This window comes from Streptococcus sp. 2_1_36FAA (assembly GCF_000161955.2).
Taxonomy (GTDB): Bacteria; Bacillota; Bacilli; order Lactobacillales; family Streptococcaceae; genus Streptococcus; species Streptococcus gordonii.
In genome coordinates this window covers 256,150-271,538 of sequence record NZ_KI391976.1, presented here as the reverse complement: position 1 = coordinate 271,538, position 15,389 = coordinate 256,150, and the positions used below count along the sequence as shown (strand labels likewise).

Annotated in this window: 14 protein-coding genes and 2 pseudogenes; 11 read left to right on the top strand and 5 right to left on the bottom strand. The window is 43.3% G+C overall.

What is annotated here, in order from left to right; all coding sequences use genetic code 11:
- The first annotated feature begins 270 nt into the window (after positions 1 to 270).
- The 3 genes from HMPREF0847_RS09165 to trxA all read left to right on the top strand — a co-directional run bounded on the left by HMPREF0847_RS09165 (position 271) and on the right by trxA (position 1,422).
- On the top strand, positions 271 to 684 hold the full coding sequence (locus tag HMPREF0847_RS09165) for a YjdF family protein (protein ID WP_008808354.1): 414 nt from the start codon (positions 271 to 273) through the stop codon (positions 682 to 684).
- Between the two features lie 188 nt (positions 685 to 872).
- Positions 873 to 1,094, top strand: coding sequence for a DUF4649 family protein (locus HMPREF0847_RS09160; RefSeq protein WP_008808355.1), 222 nt, complete (start codon positions 873 to 875; stop codon positions 1,092 to 1,094).
- A 13-nt stretch (positions 1,095 to 1,107) separates the two neighbouring features.
- Positions 1,108 to 1,422: a thioredoxin gene (gene trxA / locus HMPREF0847_RS09155; RefSeq protein ID WP_008808356.1), complete on the top strand. Its 315-nt coding sequence runs from the start codon at positions 1,108 to 1,110 to the stop codon at positions 1,420 to 1,422.
- Positions 1,423 to 1,521: 99 nt separating this feature from the next.
- On the opposite strand, the gene HMPREF0847_RS09150 is transcribed toward trxA, so the two are convergent.
- From HMPREF0847_RS09150 to HMPREF0847_RS09130, 5 genes and pseudogenes are all read right to left on the bottom strand, one after another.
- A complete protein-coding gene (locus HMPREF0847_RS09150) occupies positions 1,522 to 2,190 on the bottom strand; it encodes an MIP/aquaporin family protein (RefSeq protein ID WP_008808357.1) in 669 nt (222 codons plus the stop codon).
- Positions 2,191 to 2,300: 110 nt separating this feature from the next.
- Positions 2,301 to 3,092: a DUF2785 domain-containing protein gene (locus tag HMPREF0847_RS09145; RefSeq protein WP_008808358.1), complete on the bottom strand. Its 792-nt coding sequence runs from the start codon at positions 3,090 to 3,092 to the stop codon at positions 2,301 to 2,303.
- A gap of 340 nt (positions 3,093 to 3,432) precedes the next feature.
- Positions 3,433 to 4,092: a hypothetical protein gene (locus tag HMPREF0847_RS09140; RefSeq protein WP_020992806.1), complete on the bottom strand. Its 660-nt coding sequence runs from the start codon at positions 4,090 to 4,092 to the stop codon at positions 3,433 to 3,435.
- A 165-nt stretch (positions 4,093 to 4,257) separates the two neighbouring features.
- Positions 4,258 to 6,054 carry an oligoendopeptidase F gene (gene pepF, locus HMPREF0847_RS09135; RefSeq protein WP_008808360.1) on the bottom strand — a complete coding sequence of 599 codons (1,797 nt, stop codon included), beginning with the start codon at positions 6,052 to 6,054 and terminating at the stop codon, positions 4,258 to 4,260.
- 114 nt (positions 6,055 to 6,168) lie between these two features.
- Positions 6,169 to 7,529: pseudogene (locus tag HMPREF0847_RS09130) on the bottom strand (MFS transporter).
- 711 nt (positions 7,530 to 8,240) lie between these two features.
- Here HMPREF0847_RS09130 and pnp point away from each other — a divergent pair.
- The 8 genes and pseudogenes from pnp (at position 8,241) to HMPREF0847_RS09085 (ending at position 15,322) form a co-directional block, all read left to right on the top strand.
- A pseudogene (gene pnp, locus HMPREF0847_RS09120) lies at positions 8,241 to 10,440 on the top strand (polyribonucleotide nucleotidyltransferase).
- An 86-nt stretch (positions 10,441 to 10,526) separates the two neighbouring features.
- Positions 10,527 to 11,144: a serine O-acetyltransferase gene (cysE, locus tag HMPREF0847_RS09115; protein ID WP_008808364.1), complete on the top strand. Its 618-nt coding sequence runs from the start codon at positions 10,527 to 10,529 to the stop codon at positions 11,142 to 11,144.
- 49 nt (positions 11,145 to 11,193) lie between these two features.
- Positions 11,194 to 11,394, top strand: coding sequence for a YdeI/OmpD-associated family protein (locus HMPREF0847_RS09110; protein WP_008808365.1), 201 nt, complete (start codon positions 11,194 to 11,196; stop codon positions 11,392 to 11,394).
- A 13-nt stretch (positions 11,395 to 11,407) separates the two neighbouring features.
- Positions 11,408 to 12,172 carry a nucleoside phosphorylase gene (locus HMPREF0847_RS09105; RefSeq protein WP_008808366.1) on the top strand — a complete coding sequence of 255 codons (765 nt, stop codon included), beginning with the start codon at positions 11,408 to 11,410 and terminating at the stop codon, positions 12,170 to 12,172.
- Between the two features lie 8 nt (positions 12,173 to 12,180).
- Positions 12,181 to 12,702, top strand: coding sequence for a dihydrofolate reductase family protein (locus HMPREF0847_RS09100; protein ID WP_008808367.1), 522 nt, complete (start codon positions 12,181 to 12,183; stop codon positions 12,700 to 12,702).
- Positions 12,703 to 12,719: 17 nt separating this feature from the next.
- Positions 12,720 to 14,063 (top strand): cysteine--tRNA ligase, encoded by a 1,344-nt coding sequence (cysS, locus tag HMPREF0847_RS09095; protein WP_020992803.1) that lies wholly within the window; start codon positions 12,720 to 12,722, stop codon positions 14,061 to 14,063.
- Entirely contained in the window at positions 14,056 to 14,460 is a 405-nt protein-coding gene (locus tag HMPREF0847_RS09090; RefSeq protein ID WP_008808369.1) for a Mini-ribonuclease 3, read from the top strand. Before cysS ends, HMPREF0847_RS09090 begins: the two co-directional genes overlap by 8 nt.
- Positions 14,447 to 15,322, top strand: coding sequence for a helix-turn-helix domain-containing protein (locus HMPREF0847_RS09085; RefSeq protein ID WP_008808370.1), 876 nt, complete (start codon positions 14,447 to 14,449; stop codon positions 15,320 to 15,322). The genes HMPREF0847_RS09090 and HMPREF0847_RS09085 overlap by 14 nt, the downstream gene beginning before the upstream one ends.
- Positions 15,323 to 15,389: the final 67 nt, after the last annotated feature.

Here is a 15,389-nt window from a genome sequence, read left to right as displayed (position 1 = left end):
TTTGTAGTATTATAGCGGAAATGAATGTATTTTACAAGAAGAGAGCTTTCTTGTTTTTTGATTTTTCTACCTTTCATACAAGAAAATCCAATTCACTTATCTAAGCGAGATTCTGATAATCTTGAATTTTTTAGAAAATCTTGCTAGACTGTAGCTACTAAGATAAAAACACAGTTCTGGTTGGTAGTCCAGACGCAAAAAACCATTTTTTGTCAGTAACCTTCCTCCTTGGTTGTCCATTCTTAGGGATTTTTTAAAGGAGGTGCTGTCATGGATAAGATTTCAATGACGCTGACAGTCTATTTTGAAGAGGGATTTTGGCACGGTCTTTTCGAGCGGGAACATGCTCAGTCTTATAGAGTTTGCCGAGTCACCTTTGGCGCAGAGCCAAGTATGCAGGAGCTGTTGGATTTTCTAAACCGTTATTATCATCGGTTGCAGTTTAGTCCTAGCATCAGGGTGAAGGAGAAGGCTAAGTCCATCAGTCCCAAACGCTTGCAGAGACAGGCTAAAAAGGAGCAGATGGCTTCACGGTCTTCAAAGTCCCAGGAAGCGCTGAAGCTGCAATTTGAAGAGCAAAAGAAAATCGCTCAAGTCAAGCGCAAGCAGCAGAAAGAACTGGCTAAGCAAAGGAAATTCGAACTCAAACAGCAAAAACGATTGGAAAAACACAAGGGGCATTGATCCTGCTTTTTCTTATTTACATAAAAAGTCTTCCGATGGGAGGCTTTTTCATTTGCTAGGCAATCAGTGAGTAACTTTAAAAGTGAATGAATTTCTCTGAGTCGTTTCATTTGACAGATGTAATAAAGATGGTTACAATATAATCGTAAAATAAAAAATTACAAGAGTAATTTGAAAAAGGAGAAGTTATGATTGAAATTACTTATTTGGATGCTGTCAAGCAAGAACGCAAGATGACCTTTGAGTCCTATCAAGCATTTGAACAGTCTCAGCAGGCCTGCTTGATTGGGGTTGCGGATTATTATCCGGTTCAGAAACTGACCTATAATGGGCACGATTTGGATTATCATGGGACTTATGGCGATGTATTCTTTTTCCTGATGAAGCAGGATTTGACAAAGTTTGATTAAAAGGAGAAAAATAATGGTAAAAGCAATCACAGATGCAACATTTGAACAAGAAACAAAAGATGGTTTAGTGCTCATTGACTTTTGGGCCACATGGTGTGGACCTTGTCGAATGCAAGGACCAGTCTTAGATAGACTGTCAGAAGAAGTTTCAGAAGATAAACTTAAAATTGTCAAAATAGATGTGGACGAAAATCCACTGACAGCTCGTTCCTTTGGAATTATGTCTATCCCAACACTTCTATTTAAAAAAGATGGCCAAGTGGTTAAACAAGTTGCAGGTGTTCATACTGCAGAACAAATCAAGGCTATCGTTGCTGAATTGAGTTAAAGTTAATACACTCCCGTAAGTAAAATGGGAGTGTATTTTAATATTTAAAGAAAAAGCCCTGTTCCTCAAGATAAGGAGCAAGGCTCTTTTTATTTTCGATTATTCTTCTGTTCCAAGAAGGTTTTTGGCAACTACTGCTGCAAGAAGACCACCAACAATTGGTGCCAAGATGAAGATCCAAACTTGTTGCAAGGCTACACCACCTACAAGAAGAGCTGGAGCCAAGCTACGAGCTGGATTAACTGAGAGGCCAGTGATATTGAGACCAACCAAGATCATCACTACCAAAGTCAAGGCAATTACGAGGCCAGCGATTGAGCTGTTGCCCTTGCTTGAAGAAGTCACGGTCATGATAACCAAGACAAACAAGAAGGTTGCAATGACTTCAAATAAGAAGCCACCAAAGATAGTTACACCATTTGCCAAGGCATTTTCACCTAGGCTGGCAGTTGGCATACCTGAGTTGGCCAAGAGGAAGTATACTGTCGCTGAAGCAATAAAAGCCCCAAGAACTTGTGCAAGGATGTAGTTGACAAGATCCTTAGACGACAAACGCTTGTTTGCAAACATAGCAATAGATACTGCAGGATTAAGGTGAGCTCCGGAAATCGTACCAATAGAGTATGCAGCGGCAACGATTGACAAACCAAAGGCAAGGGCAATCCCAAGATGACCAAGACCCTCTACGCCATTACCAAAAACAACTGCACCTGTCCCTACAAACACAAGCATGAATGTACCGATTAATTCAGCAAAAAACTTTTTCATTTTCTGTCTCCTTTTTCTAAAACTATGCACTAGTCTATCAAAAGAAGCAACCGGATTCAAGAAAAGTGACTTGAAATTTTTTTGAAAATCATAAAACGACTATCTTAACCCTAGTATTGAAAAGATTGAATAGCTTTTCTTAATTCATTTTGTAAAATGTTTCTCTGATCAAGTTGGACATAAACTTCCAACAGACAGGATCTGAAGTTGGAAAATTTATAAAAATCATCAGTCTCTTCTAACGGAAAATCAATAGCTTTTATCCAAGAAACTACTTGTTTTTGCTCTAACTTTCCTTGTAAAATGGGTTCATAAAGCACTCTTGCTAAACGCCAATCCTCATCATTTGTAAAACGAATCGAAATTCTTTTAAATAGTTGGTCAAGTATGTCAATTACTTCATGAACTCTGTTTTTAGGAAATTCTGGATGACAAACTACCTCTGTCAAGAGATCAGCACCATGCGCAAAAGCGTGAACCCAACCATATTGACTTGAAAAACCTGTTGTATCCTTTTCTTTTGAAAGATAGTGCAAGCCTTGATTTAAAATGATATTGCGAATTTCTCCTTTTAATTCCCGATAAAAAATCGATTGCTGATTGGCATCTGCAGACAGGAGATTTGCATAAATAAGTGCCCTAAAAGAACGTTCAAGTGTTGGCAACCCTATCTTATCAGTCTCTTTCTCTAATCCTCCATCAGATAAAATTTCCTCAACAATGAAATGGAATTGTTTCTCTGTAAATAGCTCTTCTTGAATCCCTCTAGCCAAGCTTATAAAAACGAGGTCGTCGCGAATTTCTGACGAGGGATCTCCCAAATGCTTCAGTAACCACTGGATTTCTTCTTGGCTATAGCTTGGTCTTTCTTCTGTCACTTTTCGTTGTAATTCTTGATACATCCTTAGCACCTCTACATTTCTAGTAACTTATCAAAAAGCCATCCGTAGATGACTTTATATTATTTAAACATCAAATTTTTTCAGTAGTAACTAAATAGCAAGTTCAGTTCTAACATCACGAACTTCAACGGTCTTCTTGAAAATGGCTACAGATAAGCCAATTTCAAGAATGATTAATAGCTGAAAAGCATTATTATATAGCGAGCCTACTCTTCATTTATTCCCCCAACTCTTCGCTGTAGGCAATAATCTGATCAACTGTGTCGGACAGGAATTGGATGGTGTCGCGGAGTGGTTAAGCATATACATATTGCCTGATGGATACTGAGCAGATCTAATGTTACCATGCCAACCCTGCATTTGCTATTTCCTTTTTTGAAGCGTATTGACCGTTGGGACGATGCCATCTGCCTCTATAATCTTTAAAATATCCACCGGCAGCTACTGATTCTTGCTGTTCTACTATCTGATTTTCTGTAGCTTGTCTTTCTGCAGCTTGGCGTGCTTGTTCAGCTTCTGCAGCTTGTTGGGCCCTAATATTAATCGCATTTTGGACAAGTCCAATACGATATACCAATTTAGACTTTATATTTTCATCAGCAACACGCTCAACTGCAGCTTGAGCAGGAGCAACGTAGTCTTGAACTTGATTGTTTTCTAGTTGTTGAACAGTTGCCTCTGCTTGCTCTGCAATTTGTTTGGCTTCCGCATCTCTTCTTTCTTGTTCTTCGCGAGCTTTCCTCTCTTCTTCTTGTTTTTTTCTTTCCTCTTCTTCTCGTAGTTTTCTTTCTTCCTCAGTCTTTTTCTCTTTTTCCTGTTGTTCTTTTTCTTTTTTCTCTTTCTCTAATTTTTCTTTTTCCGCTTTCTCTAAACTATTTTTATCCTCTTTTTGAACGAAGCCTATCTGTTTATCGGTGTTTTCTTGGGAAACCTCATTCTCTGTTGAGCAAGCTCCAAGCAGTAGTGCAGTCAAAGCTGTTAAAAATAACCATTTTTTCATAATTTTTCTCCCTTCGGATATATATCCAAGGACATCATACCACAAAAAGGAAGCGTTTTCAATAGATATTTTTGTAAAATTTTAAAATACAGATTTGATTTTGTTTTTTAAAAGAAAAAATCAGACTCAGATGATTCATCTGAGTCTGATTCTAAAGATATGGACTTATTCCCCCAACTCTTCGCTGTAGGCAATAATCTGATCAACTGTGTCAGACAAGAACTGGATGGTATCGCGGAGTGGTTTGTCTGTCGAAATATCTGCTCCGATAATCATAGCCGACTCAAGCGGAGTCTTGCTGCCGCCAGATTTGAGTAGCTCCAGCCAGTCACGGGCACCATTTTCGTCATTTTTCAAATGTAGGTAGCCAGCAGTAGAGATGACCAGACCTGCGGAGTAAGTATAGCTGTACAGCCCCATGTAGTAGTGGGCTTGACGCATCCAAGTCAGGGCAGCGTCGTCGTCAATCTCAACGGCATCGCCCCAGAAGTCTGTCAAGACTTCTTTCATGATAGCATTGAGTTTGCTTGCACCGAAGGTTCCGCCTTCTTCAATCAAAGTATAGACCTTGCGTTGGAAGGCAGCTTCCAGCAAGTGGGTGATGAAGTTGTGGAAGTAAGTATCCGTCAGACGGTGAGCTAGGGCAAAGCGTTTCTGGCGTGGGTTATCAAATTGGCGCTCCAGATAATCGCTGAGCAGGAGCTCATTAAAGGTAGACGGAGCTTCCACATAGTAGGTGGACATGTGGGCGTTGAAATAGCTTTGGTGATTGTCAGAGAAGATAAACTGACCAGAGTGACCAATTTCGTGAATCAGAGTATAGACATCACTCATGCGACCAGTCCAGCTCATGAGGACATAAGGGTGAACCCGATAAGGATCCGCAGCATAGCCTCCAGAGTCCTTTCCGGCATTGGCCGCAAAGTCGACCCAGCGTTCTTCCTTGTAGCGGGCAACTTCTTGACAATACTCTTGTCCGAGTGGCTCGACTGACTTCATGACGAGGTCATAGGCATCATCAATGCTGACTTCGGGATTGAGCTCGCTGTCCAAGTCCAGTTTCCAGTCGGCAAAGGTCATTTTTTCAAGTCCGTTTACCTTAGCGACATGCTTGAGGTATTTCTGAGCTACTGGGGCAAATTCGCTCATAATCAAGTCGATCTGTCGGTCAAACATAGAACGATCAACTTCTTGCTCAGCTAGCAAGTAGTCAAAGACAGAGTCATAGCCCTTCATGTCAGCCAGTAATTTTTCAGACTTGACCTGAGCCAGATAGGCAGCTGCAGCGGCATTTTGGTGCTTGCGAAGGCCTTCAGAGAAAGAGCGGAAAGATTTTTCGCGGATTTCTGCATTTTCATGGTTTTGGTAGAAATTCTCATAGGTGACAAAGCTGTTTTTGTATACTTTGCCGTCCACTTCAAAGTCAGCCATAGCAAAGTCGCCAGCCCGCATCTTGGTGTAAATATCCTGTGGACTGTAGAAGACTTCGCCCAGATTAGTCAAGGCTTTTTCGACATCTGCTCCCAGATAGTGGGCTTTTTTGATTTTAGCCTGACGGATGGCTGAAGTCAGATGGGGCTCTTGACCTAGTTTTTCTAAGACAGCTTCATCTGCACCGACCAGGGCGTCGTCAAAGAAGCTGAGTGCGACATTGGCTTCCGTCTCAAACTCCATAGCTGCTTGGGCAATCTGTGCAAAGCTCTCGTCACCAAAGTCAGTGGTCTGTGGCATAAAACCGTAGTTGCCGATATGGCTGATTTGGATATAAATCTGCTCTAACTCAGCAAATGCCCGCTCAAAATCTTCGAAAGTGCTGAGATTACCTTGGTAATCGCGGACAAATTTTTTGATATCCTCTCTGGCCTTCTCAATGGCTCGCAGGAAGTCCTCTTGATCTTGGTAAAGGGCCGTTAGGTCCCAGAGTTCATTTTCTGGAAATTCAGAACGATGTTTTTGTTCCATAGTATGCTCCTTTTGTCATATATAGAAATAGTATAGCAAAAAATCCCCCAAAATGTCTTTGGGGGAGAAGGATAAGTCGGAAATTTTAGATGTTTATCAGGTCAAGGATAAAAGTCAATGTTTCTTTGCAGCAATCTTTTTAAAAAGCAGTATATAAGACAAGAAGACGAAGATAACCAGGCCCAATAAAAGGGTAAAGACGTTTTGAGTTCCTTTTGTCATATTGGGAGCTTGATTGGCGATGACAGCTGTAACTGCAGTACCTATAGCGCCCGCAAAGGTCTGGGCCAGCTGAAAGAGCGCGGTCGTATCTGCAGTTTTTTCTTTATCAACTTGAGTCGTCGCTAGGGCAAGTGTGTTATTAAAGGCCATGTTTCGCCCCAAGGTAAAGCAAATATAAATCGCAATAACAGCTGTTAGGGTGAGTTCTTTTGTGAAGATAAGGAGCAAGGTACAGCCAGGAAAAGAAGTGAATTTCCTGTAAAAAGGGTTGGTTTAGGACCTTTTGTATCATAGAGTTTGCCAAAGAGAGGAGAGAGGAAGGCTCCAAGCATGGTTCCCGGAAGCAATGCAAATCCTGCCTGAGCGGTTGAAATGTCTTTTTCTATGACCAGGAAGTTGGGAAGCAGAAAATTAGCCGATAGGTTGATAAACTGAAAAATGAAGAAGGGTAAAATAGCTAATAAGACCGTTGGTTGCTTTAAGATACGAATATCTAGAAATGGATGATCGATTTTCAAGCTCCGATAGATGAAGCAAGCTAGTGGCAGTAGGCAGAGAACAAGGTAGAGCCAATCGATATGTCCTTCTTCTAAGCTAGAGATAGCTACAATGGCAAAGACGAGTGAGCTTGCTAAGAGGAAAAATGAGAGAAGATCAAAGGCGCGTTTCCTAGACTTCTCGGAATTTTTTAAAAAGAAAAAGCCAAGGATAAAGGAAATGATTGGAACAGGAAGAATTAAGGTATAAATCATATGCCAGTCAAAACGACTAATCATAAAACCACCGTAAGTCGGACCAATTGCTGGTGCTAGGCTGACCACCATCCCAGATAAGCCTATGTAGGTTCCGATTTTTTGCTTAGGAACACGCTCAACGATCAAGTTAAAGAGCAAAGGAATGGCTAATCCAGTAGCTCCTCCTTGTAGGATTCTCCCTATCATCAAGATGGGAAAACTTGAAGCCAGCATGGCAATCAGTGTGCCAAAGCAAAAGTTGGCCAAAGCAGTAAAGAGGATGATTCTCTCTTTCCAATTGTGGGCTAAGGTTGCTCCTAAAGTAATCGTAATGGCCACTGCTAACAAATATCCTGTTGTAATCCATTGCAGTGTTCCCAAGCCTAAACCAAAGACCTTACTTAGATGCGGGAAGGTTACATTCATACTGGTTTCAGATAAGATGCCTGCAAAGCAGACTAAGGCTGTCGCAAGGAGCGAGAAAAAATCTTTCTTTTCAACTGTTTGATGATCTTGCACGATTGTCTCCTTTATATGTTTGAAATGAGTCACTGTATTTATTATAAAGCAAGAAGTTCACTTTGAAAAGTGAATAGTGGCTATACCGCCATCTTGTTTGACGAATCGAAAGGGGAAAAACGAACTCTGACAGCTGACTATAATCAGCTATAGAAAAGAAAAATAGCTTTTTATTACTTTTATAGAAAAAAGCCATTTTCAGCCTTTTTCTTTTGCCTGAAATTGTGGTAAAATAAGGTCTATACGTGCTTGATACAAAGATGAGGATATAATAGGCTACTAAGGCCATGAAATCAAAGCTAAGCTGAGTCGCTTTGAGAATCTTAAGTGAACAGGTCCTAAGTTCTTTGCGCTTATCTGAATTGAGCTCAGGTCTCATTTCTTGAGAAAAATAAATTTCCTTTGAGTTGCTTAACGTCTTAGTATCTTGATGAACTGAACACGACCTAAAAGCTGTGTAAAAAAGATAAACTGTCTTGTCTTCATCGAAGACCTCGCCAGTTTCCTATTTTTACTTTGCTTTTGACGGTCTTAGTATCTTGAGAATTGAACACGCCTACAACTCTGTGGAAAAAGATAAATCTATCTAGGAGCAGTCGCTCCGTCGCTCGCTTTCCTATTTTCCTTTGAGTTGCTTAACGGCTTAGTATCTTGATCTTTGTAGCCAAGGCGTATGAAAAAATTTGAGCATGTGCTCGGCAAGGAGTCTTTATGACAAAACAAGTTTTTAAAACCGTTTTTGCAGGTCGTGAGCTGGTAGTTGAAACCGGTCAGGTTGCAAAGCAGGCAAATGGCAGCGCCGTTGTTCGATATGGAGAAAGTACCGTTTTAACTGCGGCAACCATGTCCAAAAAGATGGCTACTGGTGACTTTTTCCCATTGCAGGTCAACTATGAAGGAAAAAATGTATGCGGCTGGGAAATACCCTGGTGGTTTTAACAAGCGCGAAGGCCGTCCGTCAACAGATGCGACTTTGACTGCCCGCTTGATTGACCGTCCGATTCGCCCTATGTTTGCGGAAGGTTTCCGCAATGAAGTTCAGGTTATCAATACCGTTCTTTCTTATGACGAAGATGCTTCACCTCAAATGGCCGCTATGTTTGGTAGCTCTCTGGCTCTTTCTATCTCAGATATTCCTTTTAATGGCCCTATCGCAGGAGTTCAAGTCGGTTATGTAGATGGTGAATTTATCATCAACCCTAGCAAGGAACAAAAAGAAGTTTCGCTTTTGGAACTGACAGTGGCTGGTACCAAAGAGGCTATCAATATGGTAGAATCTGGAGCCAAGGAACTGTCTGAAGATATCATGCTGGAAGCTCTTCTCAAAGGGCACCAAGCGGTCAAAGAATTGATTGCCTTCCAGGAAGAAATTGTCGCAGCAGTCGGCAAGGAAAAAGCAGAAGTAGAATTGCTGCATGTTGATGAAGAGTTGCAGGCAGAGATTGTCGCAGCCTACAACAGCGACTTGCAAAAAGCTGTTCAGGTAGAAGAAAAGCTGGCGCGTGAAGCCGCAACTCAGGCTGTCAAAGACCAAGTCACAGCAGTTTATGAAGAGAAATACGCGGACCATGAAGAATTCGACCGTATCATGCGTGATGTGGCTGAAATCTTGGAGCAAATGGAGCATGCTGAAGTGCGCCGTTTGATTACCGAAGATAAGGTCCGTCCTGACGGTCGTAAGGTTGATGAAATCCGTCCGCTGGATGCGGAAGTGGATTATCTGCCACGCGTGCATGGTTCAGGTCTCTTTACCCGTGGACAAACCCAAGCCTTGTCTGTTCTGACTCTGGCACCAATGGGAGAAACGCAAATTGTGGACGGTTTGGATCCAGAATACAAGAAGCGCTTCATGCACCATTATAACTTCCCGCAATACTCTGTCGGTGAAACAGGCCGTTATGGGGCTCCTGGTCGTCGTGAAATCGGACACGGTGCTCTTGGGGAACGTGCCTTGGAGCAAGTCTTGCCTAGCTTGGAAGAGTTTCCTTACGCTATCCGTCTGGTAGCAGAAGTCTTGGAATCAAACGGTTCTTCCTCCCAAGCCTCTATCTGTGCAGGCACTTTGGCTCTGATGGCTGGTGGTGTGCCGATTAAGGCGCCGGTTGCCGGAATTGCCATGGGCTTGATTTCATATGGCAGCAACTACACGGTTCTGACGGACATTCAAGGTTTGGAAGACCATTTTGGTGATATGGACTTTAAGGTAGCTGGTACTCGTGAAGGGATTACAGCCCTGCAGATGGATATCAAGATTGAAGGAATTACAGCCGAGATCTTGACAGAAGCTCTTGCTCAGGCTAAGAAAGCCCGCTTTGAAATTCTGGACTTGATTGAAGCGACAATTCCAGCTCCACGCCCTGAGTTGGCTCCAACTGCTCCGAAAATCGACACCATCAAGATTGATGTGGACAAGATTAAAATTGTCATAGGTAAAGGTGGGGAAACCATTGATAAGATTATCGCTGAGACTGGTGTTAAGATTGACATTGATGAAGAAGGAAATGTGTCCATCTACTCTAGCGACCAAGATGCCATCAATCGTGCCAAGGAAATCATTGCTGGCTTGGTCCGCGAAGCAAAAGTGGATGAAGTTTACCATGCCAAGGTTGTTCGGATTGAGAAATTTGGTGCCTTTGTTAATCTCTTTGACAAGACAGATGCCCTGGTTCACATCTCAGAGCTAGCTTGGACTCGGACCAACAATGTCGAAGATGTCGTACAAATCGGTGATGAAGTGGATGTCAAGGTGATCAAGATTGATGCCAAAGGCCGGGTAGATGCTTCCATGAAGGCTCTTTTGCCACGTCCGCCTAAACCTGAAAAATCAGACAAGCACCATGATAAGCATCATGGTAAGGGGCATCCTCATAAGAAACATGAAGAAGCACCTCTTACTCAAACAGAAGAATAAAAGACAAACAAGGAGTAGTAGGGCTCAGTTGCGTTGCAATTCTTGGGCCAGCTCCCTTGTTTTTTACATCATGAAAGGAGAAGAAGATGGGGTGGTGGAAAGAAACCATTGATATTGTAAAAGAAAATGATCCAGCAGCTCGAAATTCCCTAGAGGTCCTCTTGACTTATCCAGGGATTAAAGCCTTGGCAGCTCATCGTCTTTCTCATTTTTTGTGGAAGCGTGGGTTCAAGCTATTAGCACGAATGCACAGTCAATTCTGGCGCTTTTGGACCCAGATAGAGATTCATCCTGGAGCCCAGATTGAATCAGGTGTCTTTATTGACCATGGCAGTGGCCTAGTGATTGGAGAGACAGCTGTTGTGGAGAAGGGGGCCATGCTTTACCACGGCGTGACCCTTGGAGGTACTGGAAAGGATACAGGTAAACGCCATCCGACTGTTCGAAAAGGGGCGCTGATTTCGGCCCACGCTCAGGTGATTGGCCCTATTGAAATAGGTGAGAAAGCTAAAGTTGGGGCGGGTGCAGTAGTTGTATCTGATGTGCCTAGTGATGTGACAGTGGTCGGAGTTCCAGCGAAGATTGTCCGTGTTCACGGCGAGAAGGATGAGCCGACTATCCATGAAGTAGAAGAAAAACGAGAATATTATTTAGACAAACTAGAGCATGCCCGTGAGGCCAGCCACCATTCGTCAAGTCTCTAGGAAAGGGTAGCAAAGTTATCGAGGTGAAGTATGACAGGAGGTAAGAACTATGTCAGATTTATCAGATGCAATTTTGAACCAGGCAGTTCTTGAGTTGCAAGAACACTTGGATGGTCTTGCTAAGGAGCGCTTTATCAAACTGCCACCTAGCCACCAGCGAGAATGGGCTCATTATATCAGTGAAGCCAAAAAAGATGAGACCAAACTGCGCCGTCTAAATAAAATGAAGGCGGATTTGCTGGAGCCTTAAAGAAAGAGAAGTTATGCTATTAGAGGAATTTGAAGATGTAGCAGCAGTTATTGAGCCAACTGAAAAGCCAGTCCATGACAAGGGTGAGGTGTGCGAAACCATCATCCTGTCCTTTAATGGCGAAATTCTGAAACGTTTGATTGAGTCAGAAGAAGTCTATCAGGGAGGCTATCTGAAAAGCATAAACGGACAGCATCCATGGTATATTTATGGCCAAGGACCTAGCAAGCTAGCAGTTATGTTGGCTCCAATTGGGGCTCCCATGATAGTTGGTCAACTGGAGGAGTTGGTGGCTAGAGGCTTCAAGAATTTTATCATTCTAGGTTCCTGTGGCGTTTTGGACCACTCAATTGAGGCGGATAAAATCATTCTGCCTGCAGCCGCATTGCGAGATGAAGGGACTAGCTATCACTATGCTCCACCGGGTGATGAAGTGGTCTATGACGAGTCTCTGTTAGTTAAGCTAGAAGCCATCTTTGACAAGCATAATATCGAGCATATCCGCACCAAGTCTTGGACGACTGATGCCTTTTATCGAGAAACGCCTGATAAGGTCAAGCGTCGCTTGGCTGCTGGAGCCAAAGTGGTGGACATGGAAGCTTCGGCTATCATGGCATGGAGCCAATTTCGCAAGAGTAAAGTCTATCAGTTTTTCTACACAGCTGACTATGTGGATCATCATAACCGAACCTGGGATGCTCGCCATGAAGAGCGGACAGCTGATGCCATGACTTTTTTCACTATCGCTTTGACAATAGCAAAGGAACTAGAAAGGTAACTACAAGAATGGCAGTATATTTTTACGGCTGTATCACCATGGATGGCTACTTGGCAGACAGCCAGCACAGGATAGACTGGCTGCATCAGCTTGGTTCTGTAGAGGATACAGGCTATGATGACTTTTACAGGCAAATGGATATCACCATCATGGGCAAGCGGACCTTTGAGGAAATCCAAGATTTGCAAGATGTAGAAAGCTTTTATCAAGCTACGGAAAACTATGTCTTTACGCATGATGGGCACCTGCCTGTCAGCAATTACCAGCCAGTAGCTGGGGATGTGGTGGACTTTGTTCACCAGATTGACAAAGGCAAAAATGTCTTTGTGATTGGTGGTAATTCCTTGGTAGGACCGCTCTTGGATGCGGATCTTTTCGACCACCTCATTATTCAGATAGCGCCCCTTATCCTAGGAAAGGGGGTTCCCCTCTTTACCCAAGAGGAAGGGCAGCGCTTTTACCAACTGGATAGCCTCAGACAATTTGGCCCTTTTGCAGAGCTGGTTTTCAGCCGAAAAAGTCAGAAATAGAGAAGGGAGTGGACCGCATGATTAAAATTTACGACACTATGACCCGCAGCCTACGTGAATTTGTGCCCATTGAAGAGGGCAAGGTTCGCATGTATGTCTGCGGTCCGACGGTTTATAACTATATCCATGTCGGCAATGCCCGCTCAACAGTAGCTTTTGACACAGTTCGTCGCTATTTTGAGTATCGGGGATTTGAGGTCAATTATATTTCCAATTTTACAGATGTAGATGATAAGATTATCCATCGCGCCAAGGAAGAAGGCATCACACCAAAAGAAGTGGCTGATAAGTATATCGCAGCTTTTCGTGAGGATGTGACAGCTTTGGGCGTCAAACCTGCGACTCGTCATCCGCGGGTGGTGGAGTTTATGGCTGACATCATCCGTTTTGTTGAGGACTTGGTTGACAAAGGCTACGCCTATGAGTCAGAGGGCGATGTCTATTTCCGAGTGGAAAAGTCTCACAATTATGCCAAATTAGCCAATAAAACCTTGGCAGACTTGGAGTTGGGTGCTTCTGGCCGGACAGATGAGGAGACTGCACGTAAGGAAAATCCAGTGGACTTTGCTCTCTGGAAGGCAGCTAAGCCAGGTGAGATTTCCTGGGACAGCCCTTGGGGAGCAGGCCGTCCGGGCTGGCATATCGAGTGTTCGGTCATGTCGACGGAGATTTTGGGGGATACGATTGATATCCACGGTGGCGGGGCAGACCTAGAGTTTCCTCACCACACAAATGAAATAGCCCAATCAGAGGCTAAGACTGGCCAGACTTTTGCCAACTACTGGATGCACAATGGCTTTGTCAACATTGACGATGTTAAGATGTCCAAGTCTTTAGGCAATTTTATCACTGTTCACGATGCCCTCAAGACCATTGATGGTCAAGTGCTGCGTTTCTTCTTTGCTACCCAGCATTATCGTAAGCCGATTAATTTCACAGAAAAAGCTGTTCATGATGCAGCAACCAATCTCAAATATTTGAAGAATACCTATGAGCAGCCTTTCACTGGTCAGGCAGACTCTGATCAGCTTCAGGCCTTTCTGGATAAATTCACCGCTGCTATGGACGAAGATTTCAATGCGGCCAACGGTATCACGGTTGTCTTCGAGTTAGCCAAGTGGATCAATTCTGGCAATTACACCGCTGAAGTTAAGGAAGCATTTGCCAAGCTCTTAGAAGTTTTTGGTATTGTTTTTGTAGAAGAAGTCCTAGACGCAGACATTGAGCGCTTGATTGAGGAGCGCCAAGTAGCGCGTGCCAATCGTGACTTTGCGACTGCAGACCGTATTCGAGATGACTTGGCCGCTCAGGGCATCAAGCTTTTGGATACCAAGGACGGAGTGAGGTGGACCCGTGACTGATGTCAACCTGATTAACGGCATTGCCCTCGCCTTTGAGGGAGATGCTGTCTACTCCATGTATATCCGGCGTCACCTGATTTTTCAGGGTCTGACCAAGCCCAATCAGCTGCACAGGGAAGCAACCAAGTACGTCTCTGCCAAGGCTCAGGCCGATCTCATCTCTCTCATGCTGGAAGAAGGAATTCTGACGGAAAAGGAAGAGGATATCTACAAGCGCGGCCGCAATGCTAATAGCCACACCAAGGCCAAGAATGCGGATATTGTTACTTACCGTATGTCTACTGGCTTTGAAGCGGTCATGGGCTACCTGCATATGACGGAAGAAATCGAACGCTTGGAAGAATTAATTGACTGGTGTGTCAAACGAGTGGAGGAAGCTACTCATGAAAACAAATGAACTGCTAGCTTTGTTTCCAAAGGCTAGTCTACAAGATAAACCCAGTCAAGATAGCCAGAAAGTCTCGCTTCGTCTTGATCAGCAACATTGGCTAGTTTTGGCAACAGAAGATTTAACAGATCGAGAACAGCAACTGCTTGCTCTACTGACAGAAAAAGAGTCCGTTTTTTCACAAAATCCCTGGTATAGATATTTAGTATCTGAGTCCGAAGAGACGCTTCCCCATGAGGTTGAGGCGCTACAGTTTATTCATTGTCATCTTTTCCATTATGAGGCAGAATCTATTTCAGCCTGGCTGGACATGATGCGAACTCTTTTGACCAATAAAGTCGCTTATTTTCAGACCAGCCCGCAAGACTATATTTTTGTTCTTGATCAGGGGCAACAATTGACTGTTAAAGATTTGCTGAGGGATGTCTTGTCAGCTGTTGAATATGACTTTAACCTGCGTTTGGCTGTTTTGATTGGGCAAGTCTGGCCCAAATCGGTGAAAGACGAGTTGCCTCAGCTCTACCAGGCTGAAAGCAAACTCTTTATCCAATGGTTCAATCGTTACCAGCACTCTTTTGTTTTGTCCTTCTCCCAGCTCTTTTTATGGGGCTTAGACGAGGCTAAGGACACTCTTCTTCCTCTGAAGAGAAAACTACATCAGCTTATAGATGGGCAAGAGCAATTAACCGAGATTATCTTAGCCTTGTGGGAAAATGGAGCAGTTGTGACCAAGGCAGCCCAGCAACTTTATATTCACCGGAATACTCTCCAATATCGCTTGGATAAGTGGGAGGAGTTGACAGGCTTGCAGTTAAAAGAGTTGACGGATTTATCACTCTGTTACCATATCATTTTGAAAGATTTATTTTGATGTTTTGTGCAGGCTGCACAAAACATTTTTTTTATTTTAGGCAGTTTGCCATAGCATTGTAAAACGC